We start from the raw sequence: 17,539 nt of genomic DNA, 5'->3' as shown, positions 1-17,539 counted from the left end.
TTGATAATAGGGCTATTGGTGTTTGCCGAGGACGCGGGGATACTGGCCGCCGTTTCCTGTGACCTGAAGCCACCATGACTCTTAAAAGACTTTCTGTTGTATTGCTGGCCTGCCTGACGTTGTCCGCTTGTGGCGGTGTCGACCCCAATTCGCCGCTGGGTCAGCGCAAGGCCATTTTCAAGCAAATGCTCAAGACCGGCGAAGACCTGGGTGGCATGCTGCGTGGCCGTATTCCATTCGACGGGGCGAAATTCGCGGACGGCGCGGTGAAGCTCGACGCGTTGTCCCATGAGCCGTGGAAGCACTTTCCACAAGTGCGTGAAGAAGACCATACCAGCGCTACGAGCGATGTCTGGGAAAAACAGGCCCGCTTTCAGGAAATGGCTCGCACCCTCGAAGCCGCCACCGGTGAACTGGTGATTGCCAGCAAGGTCCAGCCCTACAAGGCCAGTAACCTGGGGCCGGCGGTGCAAAGGGTCGAAGACGCCTGTAGTGCCTGCCATAAAGAGTTTCGGGATCATTGATTGACACAATTGTGGCGAGGGAGCTTGCTCCCTCGCCACACAATGCGCTTCACGCCATCAGCCCGGAGCGTCTTACTTATCCAGCTCGTCCACGGCTTCCTGCAACTCCTTGCGGGACTCGGCGAGTTTGTCCTTACGCTTGTTGATCTTCTCGGGGTCGCCTTTTTTCATGGCCTTGTCGAGGTCGGCCTGACGCTGGCTGACTTCGTGCTTGGCTTCGAGCACCTTGTTTTCCCGTTCCTTTTTCAGCGAGGCGTCGGTGCAGTGGGCAGTGACTTCGCTGAGGGCTTTTTCCAGGCCGGCCTGCTGGTCGGCATTGCCGTGGGATTTGGCCAGCTCGATCTGGTTGATGATGCCTTGTTTCTTGGCCGCGCAGCCGGTCAGGCCTGGCGCGTCTTCGGCGGCCATCAATGGCGCGGCCATTACGCTGCAAAGGGTCAACAGGGCCAGCGGTGAAAGAAATTTCATAAAAACTCCATGTGAAAAGGCAATCTTGTCGATGCGGCGACGGCTTGTTTGAGCCCATCGGTACTATTGGGTTCCCGGTTCGGCGGGTGTCGGCGGTTGCTTGAACCCGTCAATGCCTGCCTCACCCAGTGTTGCGCTCAAAGCCAGGACCTGCGGGTCGCGGAAAAATGCACTTAACTGCGCCGCGCGCCCCGGGCCGATGCCCGGTTCGGCCTGCCATTGTTGAATGTCTCGTTGTGCCAGTGCCTGCCATGACCCGCCCAGCTGCGCCTGCCCTGTAGGCGGTAGCCCCAAGGCTTTCAGCCAGCGGGCGAATGGTCTTTGCCGGGCAGCGTGAAAACTGTTCATCAGTCGAGCAGCACTGCGCTCGCCGAAACCATCAATGTTAGCAAGCTCTTGAACATCAAGGGTCAACCAATCCAGAAGACTGTTCAGGCGACCTGTTGCAAGAAGTTTTTCCCATGTACCGGGACCGACGTGGGGCAGGGCCAGACCCTGTTTGCTGCTGAGCCAGGTGAGGCGTGCGAGAAATTGTTGCTCACAGCCTGGTGACGGCAGCCAGCAACTCAATGAATGAAAGTCCTGCACCTGCGGCACGAGGACTTCCGCCCGTTCGCTGCTGCGTATTACCACACGGTCGAGCCTCGGTATGGTCAGGCCGGCCAGGCTGATGGCGACCTGATCCCCGGGGCGGATGTCCATTGCCTGCCAGCGTTGCAAAGAACTCACGCTGACGCGCTGGATTTGTCGGTCATCAAGCATTACCGGCGAAAGCTCCAGTACGGGGGTGATCCGCCCGGTCCGGCCAATCTTGAAGCTCACTTTGCGTACCTCGGCCAGGGCCTGGGCGAAGGGATATTTCCAGGCGACGCTCCAGTCAGGCGGTTTGGCCTGCCAACGCTCGGCAGAGGGACGTTTGCCCTGGCGCAAGACGATTCCGTCGCTGGCAAAGGGCAGGGGCGAGCGGTACCAGCGCTCACGCCAGCGTTCGGCGGCGGAGAAGGCGTCGATCGCCTGGTTAAAAACCGCGGTATCCGCAAAGCCCAGCTCATGGAGCTTGGCGATGCGATCCGGCAAGTGCGCAGGGCCTTCAGGCCACTCCCAGACAAACAGGCCGACTCTGGCGGCTTGTTCGGCGCTCAACCGTTTGCGAGCCATCAAGCCGGCGACCGTGGCGCGTGCGTTGAGGCTGCCGGCCCGGGACTGCACGTGATCGGTCAGGCGCCAGTAGAGTTCGCCTTGCACCAACAGGTCCAGCGGTTGGGGTAGTTGTTGGGGGATAGCGGGCATCTGGCGTGCTGATGAGGTCCAGTCCTGGCCCTGGGTGCCGTCGCCGCGACTGATGGCCTGGGTCAGCAAGCCCTGGCGATAAATCAGGGTCACTGCCACGCCGTCCACTTTGGGTTGTGCCCAGACATCCGTACGGCCGCGCAGCCAGTTTTCGACAGCTTGCGCATCGCTCAATTTGTCCAGGCCGGTATGGGCGACGGGGTGCGCGAGCGTGCCGCGCGCAGTGCGTAGCGGGTTTGCGGTGGCGCTCACATTGAAGCACTGGCGCCATTCATTGAGCCGTGCACGGGACTGATCGTAGAGTTCGTCGGCGACCAGGGAGCGACCTTGGCGGTGATAGTTGTCGTCCCAGAGGTCTATTTGCTTTTGCAGTGCGGTGATTTCGTTTGAGACACGATCGGGGAGCCAGTCGGGGCATTGGGCGGCGCCCGCACTCAAGCTGGCAAAACCCAGTAAAAAAATGAAAAACAGGCGCAGGTCAAAAGGCATCGTGAGCTTCCTTGCTCAATGAGATGCCTGAAGATTAGGAAGGATTTGCGAGGTTGCCCGGGCGGGTGTTTTTCAGTGTGTTTCGATACTGGAAGGTCGGAAGATCGTCTGAGCGCGGCCCGTCGCTCCTCTGTGGCCACCGACAAAAAAGCCCCGCACGGCGAGCCGTGCGGGGCTATTGCTACCGCCAGGGAAGACTTACAGGCCGGCTGCGGAGCGCAGGTCGTCGGCGCGGTCGGTTTTTTCCCAGGTGAACGTGGTGAAGGTGTCGTCACCCACAGTCTTGGTAGCCGGGGTGCGACCGAAGTGGCCGTACGCAGCGGTTTCCTGGTACATCGGGTGCAGCAGGTCGAGCATGGTGGTGATCGCGTATGGACGCAGGTCAAACACTTCGCGGACCAGTTTGACGATCTTTTCGTCGCTGATCTTGCCGGTACCGAAGGTGTTCAACGAGATCGAAGTCGGCTGAGCAACACCGATCGCGTAGGAAACCTGGATCTCGCAGCGCTCGGCCAGGCCGGCAGCAACGATGTTCTTGGCCACGTAACGACCGGCGTAGGCGGCCGAACGGTCAACCTTCGATGGATCCTTACCGGAGAACGCGCCGCCACCATGGCGAGCCATGCCGCCGTAGCTGTCGACAATGATCTTGCGACCGGTCAGGCCGCAGTCGCCCACCGGGCCACCGATGATGAACTGGCCAGTCGGGTTGATGTGGAACTGGGTGTCCTTGGACAGCAGTTCGGCAGGCAGCACGTGCTTGACGATCAGCTCCATCACGCCTTCGCGCAGGTCGTTGTACGACACGTCCGGGTTGTGCTGGGTCGACAGAACAACGGCGTCGATACCGACTACCTTGCCGCCTTCGTAACGGCAGGTCACTTGCGACTTGGCATCCGGACGCAGCCATGGCAGCAGGCCGGATTTGCGGGCTTCGGCTTGCCTTTGAACAAGCTGGTGCGAGAAGGTGATCGGTGCCGGCATCAGCACGTCGGTTTCGTTGCTGGCGTAGCCGAACATCAGGCCCTGGTCGCCGGCGCCCTGATCTTCAGGCTTGGCACGGTCGACACCCTGGTTGATGTCAGGGGACTGCTTGCCAATGATGTTCATCACGCCGCAGGTCGCGCCGTCGAAGCCAACGTCGGAGCTGTTGTAGCCGATGTCGGTGATCACGTCACGAACGATCTGCTCCAGGTCAACCCAGGCCGTGGTGGTGACTTCGCCGGCGATGATGGCAACGCCCGTTTTCACCAGAGTCTCGCACGCCACACGGGCGAACTTGTCTTCAGCAATGATGGCGTCCAGCACCGCATCAGAAATCTGGTCGGCGATTTTGTCCGGATGCCCTTCAGACACGGACTCGGAGGTGAAAAGGGAGTATTCGCTCATCTCGATGTTTTCCTGAATTTACCGATGGTGAGTGTCGCCAGGCGGTCGCTGAAAATGGCGGACCTGAATCTGGAAACCATTACGTAAGCCTACATACAGGCTTTCCCCGGGAACGAGTCCCGCAGCGGTGGCCCAGCGGGCCAGATCGTCCTGTTCAAACCCCAGCCAGAGATCACCGCAGGCCTCCTTGGCCCAACTCTGGTTGTGGCTACATAACTCTGTTACTAACAGGCTGCCGCCTGGTTGCAGCAATTTGGCCATGTGCTTGAGCGCATCGGCCGGTGCGGCAAAATGGTGCAGCACCATGTTCAATACAACGCAATCAGCCTTGAGGCTGACGCCGTTCAAAGCATCGGCGAGTTGCAGGCTGACGTTCGTCAGCGATTCGCGCTCACAGACCTCGCGTGCCAGCTCAAGCATCGCCGGGCTGTTATCCACAGCGGTGACCTGGGAGAAGCGACTCGACAGTTCCGGTAGAAATGCACCGTCACCGGGGCCGACTTCGATGGCCGTGCTGGCTTCACCGAAACCCAGCTTGTCGAGCAACGCCAGCACGCTGTCGCGGTACTGCGGCAGGCCGGCGATCAAGTCTTGCTGGGCGCGAAATTTCTCCGCAACCCGGGCGAAAAAGTCCTGGCTGGCCGCAGCCCGTTGCCCGTGTACCTGGGCGATCCGTGCCTGCACTTCGATCGGCAAACTCAGCTCATCCACTTCTTCGAGCAAGGCTGCGTGCAATTTGCCGCCCAGCAGCTCGGTGTGGGGCAGGGCGCGACGGTAAAAAATCGCGTTGCCTTCACGGCGGGTCGCCACCAGGTCGGCCTGGGCCAGTACCTTGAGGTGGTGACTCATGCCTGACTGGCCAATGCCGAAGATTTGAGCCAGTTCCAGTACGCCAAACGAATCGTTGGCCAGCGCGCGCAAAACATTCAGGCGTAGAGGATCGCCGCCGGCCTTGCACAGGGCCGCCAGCTCATCGCAATCGTCATGTCGAATGGAAGGCATGCGTAAATTCATAAGGCCGGCAGTCTAGTCACGCACTGGACGCATCGCAAGAGCAATATCAAAAAGTTTTGATATTGCACGATAGATGGCACTTCTTAACGTTAGCGTCAGTCAACAAACGAGCGGCGGAAAGGTTTCACCACGCGAAACCCTGGTAATCCAATGGAAAAACGCCTCCAGATGACTATCTGTCATTGCCCCGAGGCGTCCGTGTGAGGGAAAATGCTCGCCTTTTTTCCGTTTCATTTTTATCACTCTCGATTCAGAACCCGCAGGAGAACAGCGATGCCTAGCCGTCGTGAGCGTGCCAACGCCATTCGTGCCCTCAGCATGGATGCCGTGCAAAAAGCCAACAGCGGCCATCCCGGTGCCCCTATGGGTATGGCAGATATCGCCGAAGTGCTTTGGCGCGACTACCTCAAGCACAACCCGAGCAATCCATCGTTCGCTGACCGTGACCGCTTCGTGCTGTCCAACGGTCACGGCTCGATGTTGATCTATTCGCTGCTGCACCTGACCGGCTACGACCTGTCGATCGAAGACCTGAAGCAGTTCCGCCAGCTGCACAGCCGCACCCCGGGTCACCCGGAGCTCGGTTACACCCCGGGCGTTGAAACCACCACCGGCCCGCTGGGCCAGGGCCTGGCCAACGCCGTGGGTTTTGCCCTGGCTGAAAAAGTCCTGGCGGCGCAGTTCAACCGTCCTGGCCACAACATCGTCGATCACCACACCTACGTGTTCCTGGGTGATGGCTGCATGATGGAAGGCATTTCCCACGAAGTTGCTTCTCTGGCCGGTACTTTGGGCCTGGGCAAACTGATTGCCTTCTACGATGACAACGGCATTTCCATCGACGGCGAAGTCGAGGGCTGGTTCACCGATGACACGCCGAAGCGCTTTGAGTCCTACAACTGGCAAGTGATCCGCAACGTCGACGGTCACGACCCGGAAGAGATCAAGACCGCGATCGAGACTGCGCGCAAAAGCGAGCAGCCGACCCTGATCTGCTGCAAAACCACCATCGGCTTCGGTTCGCCGAACAAGCAAGGCAAGGAAGACTGCCACGGCGCCCCACTGGGTGACGCGGAAATCGCCCTGACCCGCGCTGCGCTGAAGTGGAACCACGGCCCGTTCGAAATCCCGGCCGACATCTACGCCGAGTGGGACGCCAAGGAAGCCGGCCGCGCGGTCGAAGCCGAGTGGGACCAGCGTTTCGCTGCCTACTCCGCCGCCTTCCCGAGCGAAGCCAACGAACTGGTGCGTCGCCTGAGCGGCGAACTGCCGGCCGACTTCTCCGAGAAGGCTGATGCCTACATCGCCGAAGTCGCGGCCAAGGGCGAAACCATCGCCAGCCGTAAAGCCAGCCAGAACGCCCTGAACGCGTTCGGCCCGCTGCTGCCTGAGTTCCTTGGCGGTTCGGCTGACCTGGCCGGTTCCAACCTGACCCTGTGGAAAGGTTGCAAAGGTGTCACCGCCGAAGACGCCAGCGGCAACTACATGTATTACGGCGTGCGCGAATTCGGCATGACCGCGATCATGAACGGCGTTGCCCTGCACGGCGGCCTGGTGCCTTACGGCGCGACCTTCCTGATGTTCATGGAATACGCTCGCAACGCGGTGCGCATGTCGGCCCTGATGAAGCAGCGTGTGATCCACGTCTACACCCACGACTCCATCGGTCTGGGCGAAGACGGCCCGACTCACCAGCCAATCGAGCAACTGGCCAGCCTGCGCTGCACGCCGAACCTCGACACCTGGCGTCCAGCTGATGCCGTTGAATCGGCCGTGGCCTGGAAAAACGCGCTGGAGCGCAAGGACGGTCCTTCGGCCTTGATCTTCTCGCGCCAGAACCTGCAGCATCAAACCCGCAGCGCCCTGCAAATTGCAGACATCAGCCGCGGTGGTTATGTGTTGAAGGACTGCCCAGGCGAGCCTGAGCTGATCCTGATTGCCACCGGTTCGGAAGTGGGTCTGGCTGTTCAGGCTTTCGACAAGCTGACCGAGCAAGGCCGCAACGTGCGTGTGGTTTCCATGCCGTGCACCAGCGTGTTCGATGCCCAGGACGCCGGCTACAAGCAATCGGTTCTGCCGTTGCAGGTCAGCGCCCGTATCGCCATCGAAGCCGCTCACGCGGACTACTGGTACAAGTACGTGGGCCTGGAAGGTCGCGTCATCGGCATGACCACCTACGGCGAGTCGGCGCCTGCGCCTGCCTTGTTCGAAGAGTTCGGCTTCACCCTGGAAAACATTTTGGGTCAGGCTGAAGAGCTGCTGGAAGACTGATCCAGAAGATGTGTCGTCTGATCTGACGCCATCGCTGGCAAGCCAGCTCCCACAGGAATCTCCAGTGAACACAGATCTTGTGAACACCAGAAAACCTGTGGGAGCGGGCTTGCCCGCGATAGCGGTAGTTCAGGCGATGCTGCACTATCGGATTCACCACGGTAATCGAGAACCCCATGCCTCAACCGCGTCCCTACAAAGTTGCACTCAACGGCTACGGCCGGATTGGTCGTTGCGTCTTGCGTGCGTTGTTCGAGCGAGGCTCGTCGGCCGGGTTTGAAATTGTCGCGATCAACGATCTGGCCGACATGGCCAGCATCGAATACCTGACACGCTTCGACTCCACTCACGGGCGTTTCCCCGGGGAAGTGAAGGTCGACGGCGATTGTCTGCATATTAATGGCGACTGCGTGAAGGTCCTGCGCAGTGCCACCCCCGAAGGCATCGATTGGGCGTCGTTGGACGTCGATCTGGTGCTGGAGTGCTCCGGCGCTTATCACACCCGTGAAGACGGCCAGCGCTTCCTCGACGCCGGCGCGCCACGGGTGCTGTTTTCCCAGCCGATGGCCAGCGAGGCGGATGTCGACGCCACCATCGTCTATGGCGTGAACCAGGATTGCCTGACCGGCGACGAGCTGCTGGTGTCCAACGCGTCCTGCACCACCAATTGCGGCGTGCCGCTGTTGCGTCTGCTGGATCAGGCGATTGGCCTGGAGTACGTGTCAATCACCACCATCCACTCGGCGATGAACGATCAGCCGGTGATCGATGCCTATCACCACGAAGACCTGCGCCGTACCCGCTCGGCGTTTCAGTCGGTGATTCCGGTGTCCACTGGTCTGGCGCGCGGCATCGAGCGCCTGTTGCCGGAACTTGCCGGACGAATTCAGGCCAAAGCGGTACGTGTGCCGACGGTCAACGTGTCCTGCCTCGACATGACGATGCAGACGGTGAGCGACACCGACGCCACCGAGGTCAACCGGATCCTGCGCGAGGCGGCTACCAGCGGCCCGCTCAAAGGCCTGTTGGCCTATACCGAGCTTCCCCATGCAAGCTGTGATTTCAACCACGACCCACATTCGGCGATCGTCGACGCCAGTCAGACCCGTGTTTCCGGCCCAAGGCTGGTGAACATCCTGGCCTGGTTCGACAACGAATGGGGTTTTGCCAACCGAATGCTGGACGTTGCAGATCACTATCTGCAAACAGCGACTTCAAAAAAACCTGCTCTCTAAGATCAGCTACTCAGGAAATGCGACCCATGACCGTGTTGAAGATGTCCGACCTCGATCTGCAAGGTAAGCGCGTATTGATCCGCGAAGACCTCAACGTCCCAGTCAAGGACGGTGTTGTCACCAGCGATGCGCGAATCCTGGCTTCGCTGCCGACCATCAAGCTGGCCCTGGAAAAAGGCGCGGCCGTGATGGTCTGCTCGCACCTTGGCCGTCCGACCGAAGGCGAGTTCTCGGCCGAGAACAGCCTCAAGCCAGTCGCCGACTACCTGAGCAAGGCCCTGGGCCGTGAAGTGCCGCTGGTGACCGATTACCTGGGCGGTGTTGACGTCAAGGCCGGCGACATCGTGCTGTTTGAAAACGTGCGCTTCAACAAAGGCGAGAAGAAGAACGCCGACGACCTGGCCAAGCAATACGCCGCCCTGTGCGACGTATTCGTGATGGACGCTTTCGGCACCGCTCACCGTGCCGAGGGTTCGACCCACGGCGTGGCCAAGTTCGCCAAAGTCGCCGCGGCCGGTCCGCTGCTGGCGGCCGAGCTGGACGCACTGGGCAAGGCCCTCGGCGCCCCTGCCCAGCCTATGGCCGCCATTGTTGCCGGTTCCAAGGTCTCGACCAAACTCGACGTGCTGAACAGCCTGAGCCAGATCTGCAACCAGTTGATCGTCGGCGGCGGCATTGCCAACACTTTCCTGGCCGCTGCCGGTCACCCGGTCGGCAAATCGCTGTACGAGCCGGACCTGCTGGACACCGCTCGCGCCATCGCCGCCAAAGTCAGCGTGCCATTGCCGGTGGACGTGGTGGTTGCCAAGGAATTCGCCGAAAGCGCAGCAGCGACCGTCAAACTGATCGCTGACGTCGCTGCCGACGACATGATCCTCGACATCGGCCCGCAGACCGCTGCCCACTTCGCCGAGCTGCTGAAATCGTCGAAAACCATCCTGTGGAACGGCCCGGTCGGCGTGTTCGAATTCGACCAGTTCGGTAACGGCACCAAAGTGTTGGCCCAGGCCATTGCCGACAGCGCGGCGTTCTCCATCGCTGGCGGCGGCGACACGCTGGCAGCCATCGATAAGTATGGCGTTGCCGAGCAGATCTCCTACATTTCTACCGGCGGCGGCGCGTTCCTCGAATTCGTCGAAGGCAAAGTGTTGCCAGCCGTTGAAGTCCTGGAAAGCCGGGCCAAGGCCTGAGGCCGCCCGTTTGACCAGGCAAGGGAGTGTTTTTATGGTCAAGTCGTTAGCGTTGTTGATCGTCGCGGGTTCGCTGGCGGCTTGCGGGAGTAACCCGACAGCCACCCCGGAGCCTGCGCCGACTGCGCCCCAGAACGGTTGCTACCAGGCCGACTGGCAGGCGGAAACCAATCCGGTGCTCAACAAGCGCTCAGGGCCTGATGGTCTGGACAAATACGAGACACAGACCCCCGCCAAGGAACATGGTTGTCCTTGACGGGTCTGACTCTTTACTCAGGGCTGTTGGCGTGCGCCGTCAGCCAAGGAACACGGATGAAAGGTTTTATCGCCGTTGCGGCGCTGGCACTGCTGGCAGGATGCGCCAACTTGAACCCGTTCCAGTCGTCCGCCCTGGCGGATAACTGGACCACGTGGACCTGCGACAGTCAGGCCAAAGTGCTCTGGCGTTATACCGATGACAGCCGCACGCAAGTCGATGTACGCCTGGGTGGCGCCGATCAGGTCTATCGCCTGAAGGAAGAGCCGGGCGCGTCGGGTTCGCTGTACAGCGACAACATGCTGGCGTTTCACATAAAGGGTGAGGAAGGCCTGGTTTACTGGGTCGCCACCAATGATTTGATTGGGCGTGGCTGTAAAGCGCAGTGATTGACACACCGCAGGCCTGATGTGGGAGCGAGCCTGCTCGCGATAGCGGTCTGACTGGCGCTGCAATGTTGGCCGCAAGATTGCTTTCGCGAGCAGGCTCGCTCCCACGGGGACCTGCGTTGTTCTTGAGATTTTGCACCACCGGATTCGCAGCCCGGGTTTAACCCCCGATCTGCAATAACTTGAATAGCCGCCGCCGCTCCGGCAGGCTGGCACGATTAACGACCCTCAACCGGGAGAGACACACACAATGGCACTTATCAGCATGCGCCAGATGTTGGACCACGCAGCCGAGTTCGGCTACGGCGTTCCAGCTTTCAACGTCAACAACCTTGAGCAGATGCGCGCCATCATGGAAGCCGCTGACAAGACTGACTCCCCGGTGATCGTCCAGGCTTCGGCCGGTGCTCGCAAATACGCCGGCGCGCCCTTCCTGCGCCACCTGATCCTGGCAGCCATCGAAGAATTCCCGCACATCCCGGTGTGCATGCACCAGGACCACGGCACCAGCCCTGACGTCTGCCAGCGCTCCATTCAACTGGGCTTCAGCTCGGTGATGATGGATGGTTCCCTGGGCGAAGACGGCAAGACCCCGACCGACTACGACTACAACGTCCGCGTTACCCAGCAAACCGTAGCCATGGCTCACGCCTGCGGCGTTTCGGTAGAAGGCGAGCTGGGCTGCCTGGGTTCGCTGGAAACCGGCATGGCCGGTGAAGAAGACGGCATCGGCGCCGAAGGCGTTCTGGATCACAGCCAGATGCTGACCGACCCGGAAGAAGCCGCCGACTTCGTGAAGCGCACCCAGGTCGATGCCCTGGCCATCGCCATCGGCACCAGCCACGGTGCCTACAAGTTCACCAAGCCGCCTACCGGCGACGTGCTGGCGATCGATCGCATCAAAGAGATCCACAAGCGCATTCCGAACACTCACCTGGTGATGCACGGCTCGTCTTCGGTACCACAAGAGTGGCTGGCGATCATCAACCAGTACGGCGGCGACATCAAAGAAACCTACGGCGTGCCGGTTGAAGAAATCGTCGAAGGCATCAAGCACGGCGTGCGCAAGGTCAACATCGACACCGACCTGCGTCTGGCGTCCACTGGCGCAATGCGTCGCCTGATGGCCACCAACCCGAGCGAATTCGATCCACGTAAATTCTTCGGCGCCACCGTTACCGCCATGCGCGACGTGTGCATCGCTCGCTACGAAGCCTTCGGCACCGCCGGCAACGCTTCGAAGATCAAGGCGATCTCCCTGGAAGGCATGTATCAGCGTTATCTGAAAGGTGAGTTGAACGCCAAGGTCAACTAAGACTTCAGCGTTTGAATTGCATGAAAAACCCGCCGAGAGGCGGGTTTTTTTGTGGGCGCAGGTCTGCCTATTTATTGTGATCGATATCCAGCTTGCTAAATGTCACTTTCCCGCCTTCACTGGTGTATCCGGTGTTGTCCTGCACATACGCCCCGGCCTTGAAATACAGCGGTTTGTCCCGCCAGGTAGCGCTGATTTTGGTGTCCCACTGGTAGCCCGCTCCACTGACGCCGAGCGCGCCGCCGGGGCTCAAGTGAATGAGGTAGTTGAATTCACGATTGAGCTTTACGCCGGTGGCGAGGGTGATGACCCGGCTTTCGGAGTCGGTTGGGTGCATTCTGACTTTAATGACGAGGTTGCCGGTTTCGCTGCTGGTTTTGTATTGGTATTCGAGTTTGACCATCGGTTTCTGGCTGTTGTACGCGTGAATCTGGCCAATGACGATCTTGCCGGAGCTCGGCACCTGGTTCACCGTGAGGGTGGCGCGCAGCAAGTTGTCGGCATCCGGGTAATACCAGTTGCGCAGCGTGCCGTTGCTGTAGGTTTCGCGCAGTTCAGTGCGTGGGTAGATTGCGTTTTCGGTTTTGGAGCCGGTCACTGGCGACCAGAAAAACAGCACGCCGGTATCTGAATGGAAGTATTGATCCTTGAAGCCGTTCACCAGTTTGGAGGTTACAACAGTGTAGGGCGGGCTGCCGACGGGAACGCTGAGGTTCCAGGTTGCGAGGTCGATCATAAAAAATAGCTTCCACGGATTGTGCTGCACGCACGTGCCAGAAGCTCTAGCACGCGCCTTTGAGGGCGGTCTTTATAAGCGTGGGTGGCCGCTTTGTTAATGGCTGGCCGACAAATGGATGGCGTCAAAATCCTGTTAAAAGGCCATCTTTCCCGGTTTTAGCGGCCTGCAGAGGCGACCGTTAGTCGGCGAATTAACCCTTTAGTTAGGTGATGGCGTACTGACAGCTTCTGATTTTGTTGATCCCGGTCTAGAGTGAAGGCACAGTATTTGTCCGGTTTTCACGAGAAACCGGCCTGACGTCCCGAATAGAGAAGCAGCATGGAATGCGCGCACCCCCCGCCAATTGAAGGCAACTCAACGTTATTAATCGTCGACGATTACCCTGAAAACCTGATCAGCATGCGCGCGTTGTTGCAGCGCCAGGACTGGCACGTCATCACCGCGGCTTCGGGTTTCGAGGCGCTCAGTCTGTTGCTTGAACACGATATCGACCTGGTGCTGCTGGATGTGCAGATGCCGGGCATGGACGGCTTCGAAGTCGCGCGGCTGATGCGTGGCAGCCAACGGACACGGCTGACGCCGATTATTTTCCTGACCGCCAACGAACAGTCCCAGGACGCGGTGATCAAGGGCTATGCCAGTGGCGCCGTGGATTACCTGTTCAAACCGTTCGACCCGCAGATTCTCAAGCCCAAGGTCCAGGCGTTGCTGGAGCACCAGCGCAATCGCCGTGCCTTGCAGCGCCTGAGCCACGATCTGGAGGTCGCGCGCGCCTTCAATGCCTCGGTGCTGGACAACGCCGCCGAAGGCATTCTGGTGGTGGACGAGGACGGTCTGATCCGCTTCGCCAACCCGGCGATGTCGCGCCTGCTCAGTGCCACGGTGCAGGAGCTGCAAGGCAAGGAGTTTCTGGATTACCTGCAAAAGCCGCACATTCCGGTGTGGGCCGATTCGGACTTGCTGGCCGGCTACAAACGCGGTGAGACATTGCGCCTGCACGACGCGTTGTTGCGAACCGCCCCCGGCCAACAGGTGCCGGTGGCATTGTCTTGCGCGCCATTGTCTGCCGAGCAGCATGCGATGGTGGTCACCGTGCTGGACATGTCGGTGGTGCGCCACTTGCACCAGCAACTTGAGTTCCAGGCGGTGACCGATCCGCTGACCGGGTTGCTCAACCGCCGGGGTTTCTACCAGACCGTGGAGAACCTGCTGTTGCGTGGCGAGCGAACCGACAGCGCCTGGGTCTTGATGTACCTGGATCTCGATGGTTTCAAACGGGTCAATGATTCCCTCGGCCACGATGCCGGTGATCGGGTGTTGCGCTGGGTCTCCGAGCAGTTGAAGGCCTGCTTGCGGCCCTTTGACATTCTGGCGCGCATGGGCGGCGACGAATTCACCGCGTTGCTGGATCTGGAGTTCCCCGAGCAAGCGGCCAAGATTGCCGAGAAGCTGATTGAGCGCGTATCGATCTGCCAGCAGATCGACGGTCTGGATATCGCGCTGGGCGCGAGCATCGGCATTGCCACGTTCCCGGATTGCGGTGCCAATCTGGACGGCTTGCTGCGGGCTTCGGACATCGCGATGTACGAAGCCAAGCGTGCCGGTCGCCAGCAGTATCGTTTTTACGATCATGAAATGAATGGCCGGGCCCGCTCACGGCTGATGCTTGAAGAAAGCGTGCGCGAGGCTATCGAAAACCGTGATTTCAACCTGGTTTATCAGCCCCAGGTGGCCATTGCCGACGGGCGGATTCGCGGCTTTGAAGCACTCTTGCGCTGGCAGCATCCGAGCGTCGGCGACGTGCCGCCGGGGCTGTTTTTGCCGTTGCTGGAAGAGGCGCGGTTGATCAGTCGCTTGGGCAGCTGGATTTATCAACGCAGTGCCGGCCAGCGCAAAGCCTGGGAGGCCCTGTTTGCCGAAGATCTGGTGCTGGGCGTCAGCTTGAGCAGCACGCAGTTCGCCATGCCTAACCTGGTCACCGAATTGCGTCAGGTGTTGGAGCGTCATGGTTTGCAGCCGCGTCACCTGGAAGTCGAAGTGACGGAAGAAGCCTTGACGCTCAACCCCGAAGAGACCCGTAAACAGCTGCGTTTGCTGCGTAATCTCGGGGTCAGGGTAGCGCTGGATGATTTCGGTTCCGGCCCGTGTTCACTGTCCCATTTACGCGACCTGGAACTGGACACGCTCAAGTTTGACCGGCATTTGATCGCTCGCCTGCCCGAGTCTTCACGGGACGCGGCGCTGGTGCGCAATGTGATCGAGTTATGCAAACAGTACGGGATGCTGGTGATCGCCGAAGGGGTGGAAACCGTCGCGCAATATCAGTGGCTGCAAGCCAATGGCTGCGAGTATGTGCAGGGCTTCCTGGTGGCGCGTCCGATGATGGCCGAAGACATCGGCCACTTCGCGCAGCCGTTCGACTGGAGCGCGTTGACCGGTTGAATTCGCTACACTGGCGACCTGTTCATGATCTGTGTTGCCGCTGCGATGACTGCGTTGAAATACCTCCAGGCCTATCCCGCTTCCTTGCAGGACCAAGTGCGCCAGCTGATCGCCGAAGGTCGGCTGGGCGAGTACTTGAGCAAGCGCTATCCCGATCAGCACGGCGTGCAGAGCGACAAAGCGCTGTACACCTACGCGCTGGATCTCAAGCAGGAATACCTGCGCAACGCCCCGGCCATCGACAAGGTGCTGTTCGACAACCGCCTGGACCTGACGCACCGCGCCCTTGGATTGCACACCACCATCTCCCGGGTGCAGGGCGGCAAGCTCAAGGCGAAAAAGGAAATCCGCATCGCTTCACTGTTCAAGGAAGCGCCTTCGGACTTTCTGAAGATGATCGTGGTGCACGAGTTGGCGCACTTCAAAGAGTCCGATCACAACAAGGCATTCTACAAACTGTGCGAACACATGCTGCCGGGGTATCACCAGGTGGAGTTTGATGTGCGGGTGTACCTGACGTGGCGGGACATGCAATAAAAGATCTTCCGAATAACAAGAGGCACAGGGATGGACGTAAGCAAGACCAAGAGCAGCTTCTACCGCCGCTTGTACGTGGCGTACCTGATCGATAGCGGACTGGCCAGCAGTGTTCCGGCGCTGACCGAGGTCACCGGCATGCCCCGGCGCACTGCCCAGGACACCCTCGCAGCGCTGGCCGACCTGGATATCGTTTGCGAATTCGAGCAGGAAGAAGGCGCGCGCAACCATGCCGGCCGCTACCGGATTCGCGACTGGGGGGCGATTGATCGGGGGTGGATCGAGCGTAATTTGCGGCAGATAAAAAACGTGTTGGAGTATCCCTGAGTTTCTCGCTGCCAGTGCTGACGCTATCGCGGGCAAGCCCGCTCCCACAGGTTCCGAGGCGGGTTGCAGATTTGCGACACGCCCGCGATCACTGTGGGAGCTGGCTTGCCCGCGATGGCGCCCTCAGGAGCGCCGCATGCCAATGTGTGGAATGCCATCCTCGACATACTCATCCCCCGCCGCCACAAACCCGTACCGCCCGTAATACCCCTGTAAATGCGCCTGCGCCGAGAGATACACCGGCATGTCCGGCCAGCGTTTTTCGGTCTGCTTCAATGCCTGAGCCATCAGCTCATGGCCGAGCCCGGTGCCCCGTGCCGGTGGTGCAATGATCACCCGGCCGATCACCACATCGCCGCCCTGTAGCTCAGGGTCGAGCAAGCGCAGGTACGCCACGAGGCGATCGTCGTCCCACGCCATCAGATGGCAGGTATCGCCTTCCAGATCCTGGCCATCGATGTCCTGATAAATGCACTTTTGCTCGACGACGAACACCTCGCTGCGCAGCTGCAAAATGGCATACAGCTGTTCTTTGCCCAGATCACTGTGGTGTTTGCAGACCCAATTGATTGTCATGTTGTGATTTCCTGAAAACGTCTCTTCGATACTAAGCGCCTGGGCGCTGGATGTCTTTATGGCAGAGAAATCTGTGACAAAGACCAAAATGCCATCATTCATTTGGCGCGGCGTTGTCTTCTTTGTGTAATCTGGAATCAAGCGATGCGCAGTGGCTTCAATGAGCTACCGTTTAGTGCCTGTTTGTGCTGTAACCGGGTCTTGGGGTTTTGGCTGAAAACACGTCGGGTAGCCGCCCGCTAAGGATTTTCAAGCATGCCGCGATTGCATCGAGCCTTTGCTTTGATCGGATTGCTGTTGCTGACTCACAGTGCGGCAGCAGAAAAGCTGCGGCTGGTGGCTGACGCCTGGCCGCCGTTTACCGACGCGACATTGGTCAATGGCGGTTTGGCCACGGACATTGTCAGCACCGCACTGGCGCGGGCCGGTTATACCAGTGACTTCGAACAGGTGCCTTGGGCGCGCGCCCTGCTGGGCGTGAGCGAGGGTCGATACGACGTGCTGATCAACGCCTGGTACACCGACGAGCGCACGAAACTGGGAAAATTCTCCAGTGAATACCTGGTCAACCGCGTGCGCTTTCTCAAGCGCAAAGACGCGCCCATCGAATACAACAATCTGCAGCAACTGCACACTTATCCGATTGCGGTGGTGCGAGGGTACGCCTACTCACCGGCCTTCGATGAAGATCAGTCGCTGCAGAAGATCCCGGTACACAGTTTCGCGATGGCCGTGCGCATGGTTGCCGCCGACAGGGTCAAACTGACCCTGGAGGATGAATACGTCGCGCGTTATTACCTGGCCCGTGAGCCCGCCAAAGTGCGCAATGCCGTGGAGTTCCTGCCCAAGCCGCTGAGCGAGAATGGCTTGCACATTCTGGTCAGCCTGAAGAACCCCAGGCACGAGCAAATCGTCGCCGGCTTCGACCGGGCGATAGCGGCGATGAAGGCGGATGGGAGTTATGAGCGATTGCTCAAGCAGCATGGGATGTAGGTGGGGCCGCAGGCCTCATCGCTGGCGAGCCAGCTCCTACAAGGCATTTTGGCTAGACACAGATCCTGTGTGCATCACCGGACACTGTGGGAGCT

Annotated in this window: 17 protein-coding genes; 11 read left to right on the top strand and 6 right to left on the bottom strand. The window is 59.9% G+C overall.

The features are described 5' to 3' along the window. The first annotated feature begins 74 nt into the window (after positions 1-74). Positions 75-524: a c-type cytochrome gene (locus tag M5G20_RS09115; RefSeq protein ID WP_273918883.1), complete on the top strand. Its 450-nt coding sequence runs from the start codon at positions 75-77 to the stop codon at positions 522-524. Between the two features lie 72 nt (positions 525-596). On the opposite strand, the gene M5G20_RS09110 is transcribed toward M5G20_RS09115, so the two are convergent. The 4 genes from M5G20_RS09110 to M5G20_RS09095 form a co-directional block, all read right to left on the bottom strand. Further along, on the bottom strand, positions 597-992 hold the full coding sequence (locus M5G20_RS09110) for a DUF1090 domain-containing protein (protein ID WP_075946267.1): 396 nt from the start codon (positions 990-992) through the stop codon (positions 597-599). A gap of 63 nt (positions 993-1,055) precedes the next feature. Continuing rightward, on the bottom strand, positions 1,056-2,771 hold the full coding sequence (gene ligB, locus M5G20_RS09105; protein WP_273918882.1) for an NAD-dependent DNA ligase LigB: 1,716 nt from the start codon (positions 2,769-2,771) through the stop codon (positions 1,056-1,058). Between the two features lie 198 nt (positions 2,772-2,969). After that, positions 2,970-4,160: a methionine adenosyltransferase gene (metK, locus tag M5G20_RS09100; RefSeq protein WP_273918881.1), complete on the bottom strand. Its 1,191-nt coding sequence runs from the start codon at positions 4,158-4,160 to the stop codon at positions 2,970-2,972. A gap of 18 nt (positions 4,161-4,178) precedes the next feature. Beyond that, entirely contained in the window at positions 4,179-5,174 is a 996-nt protein-coding gene (locus tag M5G20_RS09095; RefSeq protein ID WP_273918880.1) for an ArsR/SmtB family transcription factor, read from the bottom strand. A gap of 273 nt (positions 5,175-5,447) precedes the next feature. Here M5G20_RS09095 and tkt point away from each other — a divergent pair, with 273 nt between their 5' ends. The 6 genes from tkt to fba all read left to right on the top strand — a co-directional run bounded on the left by tkt (position 5,448) and on the right by fba (position 11,830). After that, entirely contained in the window at positions 5,448-7,445 is a 1,998-nt protein-coding gene (tkt, locus tag M5G20_RS09090) for a transketolase (RefSeq protein ID WP_273918879.1), read from the top strand. Positions 7,446-7,621: 176 nt separating this feature from the next. Beyond that, complete coding sequence (gene epd, locus M5G20_RS09085; RefSeq protein WP_273918878.1) at positions 7,622-8,680, top strand: erythrose-4-phosphate dehydrogenase; 1,059 nt, start codon at positions 7,622-7,624, stop codon at positions 8,678-8,680. Positions 8,681-8,706: 26 nt separating this feature from the next. After that, positions 8,707-9,870: a phosphoglycerate kinase gene (locus M5G20_RS09080; protein ID WP_150734202.1), complete on the top strand. Its 1,164-nt coding sequence runs from the start codon at positions 8,707-8,709 to the stop codon at positions 9,868-9,870. Between the two features lie 34 nt (positions 9,871-9,904). Then, positions 9,905-10,126, top strand: a complete 222-nt coding sequence (locus tag M5G20_RS09075) for a hypothetical protein (RefSeq protein WP_273918877.1) — start codon at positions 9,905-9,907, stop codon at positions 10,124-10,126. 56 nt (positions 10,127-10,182) lie between these two features. Beyond that, positions 10,183-10,515 (top strand): MliC family protein, encoded by a 333-nt coding sequence (locus tag M5G20_RS09070; RefSeq protein WP_273918876.1) that lies wholly within the window; start codon positions 10,183-10,185, stop codon positions 10,513-10,515. A 250-nt stretch (positions 10,516-10,765) separates the two neighbouring features. Further along, on the top strand, positions 10,766-11,830 hold the full coding sequence (gene fba / locus M5G20_RS09065; RefSeq protein ID WP_007981624.1) for a class II fructose-bisphosphate aldolase: 1,065 nt from the start codon (positions 10,766-10,768) through the stop codon (positions 11,828-11,830). A gap of 67 nt (positions 11,831-11,897) precedes the next feature. On the opposite strand, the gene M5G20_RS09060 is transcribed toward fba, so the two are convergent. After that, positions 11,898-12,566 (bottom strand): polysaccharide lyase family 7 protein, encoded by a 669-nt coding sequence (locus tag M5G20_RS09060; RefSeq protein ID WP_273918875.1) that lies wholly within the window; start codon positions 12,564-12,566, stop codon positions 11,898-11,900. Between the two features lie 321 nt (positions 12,567-12,887). Here M5G20_RS09060 and M5G20_RS09055 point away from each other — a divergent pair, with 321 nt between their 5' ends. The 3 genes from M5G20_RS09055 to M5G20_RS09045 are packed head-to-tail and all read left to right on the top strand — an operon-like array spanning position 12,888 to position 15,875. Further along, a complete protein-coding gene (locus M5G20_RS09055; RefSeq protein ID WP_273918874.1) occupies positions 12,888-15,011 on the top strand; it encodes a putative bifunctional diguanylate cyclase/phosphodiesterase in 2,124 nt (707 codons plus the stop codon). Between the two features lie 45 nt (positions 15,012-15,056). Beyond that, on the top strand, positions 15,057-15,548 hold the full coding sequence (locus M5G20_RS09050; RefSeq protein WP_075946513.1) for a M48 metallopeptidase family protein: 492 nt from the start codon (positions 15,057-15,059) through the stop codon (positions 15,546-15,548). 30 nt (positions 15,549-15,578) lie between these two features. Then, positions 15,579-15,875 carry a winged helix-turn-helix domain-containing protein gene (locus M5G20_RS09045; protein WP_150734207.1) on the top strand — a complete coding sequence of 99 codons (297 nt, stop codon included), beginning with the start codon at positions 15,579-15,581 and terminating at the stop codon, positions 15,873-15,875. A gap of 123 nt (positions 15,876-15,998) precedes the next feature. Here M5G20_RS09045 and M5G20_RS09040 read toward each other — a convergent pair whose 3' ends face one another. Beyond that, the gene (locus M5G20_RS09040; protein WP_273918871.1) at positions 15,999-16,451 is read right to left on the bottom strand and encodes a GNAT family N-acetyltransferase; all 453 of its coding nucleotides are present in this window, start codon (positions 16,449-16,451) and stop codon (positions 15,999-16,001) included. Positions 16,452-16,706: 255 nt separating this feature from the next. Here M5G20_RS09040 and M5G20_RS09035 point away from each other — a divergent pair, with 255 nt between their 5' ends. Further along, positions 16,707-17,444 carry a substrate-binding periplasmic protein gene (locus tag M5G20_RS09035; protein ID WP_273918870.1) on the top strand — a complete coding sequence of 246 codons (738 nt, stop codon included), beginning with the start codon at positions 16,707-16,709 and terminating at the stop codon, positions 17,442-17,444. The last annotated feature ends 95 nt before the right edge of the window (positions 17,445-17,539 follow it).

Source organism: Pseudomonas sp. TNT2022 ID1044 (assembly GCF_028656895.1).
Lineage (GTDB): Bacteria > Pseudomonadota > Gammaproteobacteria > Pseudomonadales > Pseudomonadaceae > Aquipseudomonas > Aquipseudomonas reinekei.
This window is presented reverse-complemented; position numbering and strand designations above follow the sequence as displayed.

What these genes read in the sequence shown, in the direction of transcription:
- M5G20_RS09035 (WP_273918870.1), top strand. Translation starts at nt 16,707, where the DNA reads ATGCCGCGATTGCATCGAGCCTTTGCTTTGATCGGATTGCTGTTGCTG.
- M5G20_RS09095 (WP_273918880.1), bottom strand. Translation starts at nt 5,174, where the DNA reads ATGAATTTACGCATGCCTTCCATTCGACATGACGATTGCGATGAGCTG.
- M5G20_RS09070 (WP_273918876.1), top strand. Translation starts at nt 10,183, where the DNA reads ATGAAAGGTTTTATCGCCGTTGCGGCGCTGGCACTGCTGGCAGGATGC.
- M5G20_RS09075 (WP_273918877.1), top strand. Translation starts at nt 9,905, where the DNA reads ATGGTCAAGTCGTTAGCGTTGTTGATCGTCGCGGGTTCGCTGGCGGCT.
- ligB (WP_273918882.1), bottom strand. Translation starts at nt 2,771, where the DNA reads ATGCCTTTTGACCTGCGCCTGTTTTTCATTTTTTTACTGGGTTTTGCC.
- M5G20_RS09055 (WP_273918874.1), top strand. Translation starts at nt 12,888, where the DNA reads ATGGAATGCGCGCACCCCCCGCCAATTGAAGGCAACTCAACGTTATTA.
- M5G20_RS09060 (WP_273918875.1), bottom strand. Translation starts at nt 12,566, where the DNA reads ATGATCGACCTCGCAACCTGGAACCTCAGCGTTCCCGTCGGCAGCCCG.
- tkt (WP_273918879.1), top strand. Translation starts at nt 5,448, where the DNA reads ATGCCTAGCCGTCGTGAGCGTGCCAACGCCATTCGTGCCCTCAGCATG.
- epd (WP_273918878.1), top strand. Translation starts at nt 7,622, where the DNA reads ATGCCTCAACCGCGTCCCTACAAAGTTGCACTCAACGGCTACGGCCGG.
- M5G20_RS09045 (WP_150734207.1), top strand. Translation starts at nt 15,579, where the DNA reads ATGGACGTAAGCAAGACCAAGAGCAGCTTCTACCGCCGCTTGTACGTG.
- M5G20_RS09050 (WP_075946513.1), top strand. Translation starts at nt 15,057, where the DNA reads ATGACTGCGTTGAAATACCTCCAGGCCTATCCCGCTTCCTTGCAGGAC.
- M5G20_RS09080 (WP_150734202.1), top strand. Translation starts at nt 8,707, where the DNA reads ATGACCGTGTTGAAGATGTCCGACCTCGATCTGCAAGGTAAGCGCGTA.
- fba (WP_007981624.1), top strand. Translation starts at nt 10,766, where the DNA reads ATGGCACTTATCAGCATGCGCCAGATGTTGGACCACGCAGCCGAGTTC.
- M5G20_RS09040 (WP_273918871.1), bottom strand. Translation starts at nt 16,451, where the DNA reads ATGACAATCAATTGGGTCTGCAAACACCACAGTGATCTGGGCAAAGAA.
- metK (WP_273918881.1), bottom strand. Translation starts at nt 4,160, where the DNA reads ATGAGCGAATACTCCCTTTTCACCTCCGAGTCCGTGTCTGAAGGGCAT.
- M5G20_RS09110 (WP_075946267.1), bottom strand. Translation starts at nt 992, where the DNA reads ATGAAATTTCTTTCACCGCTGGCCCTGTTGACCCTTTGCAGCGTAATG.
- M5G20_RS09115 (WP_273918883.1), top strand. Translation starts at nt 75, where the DNA reads ATGACTCTTAAAAGACTTTCTGTTGTATTGCTGGCCTGCCTGACGTTG.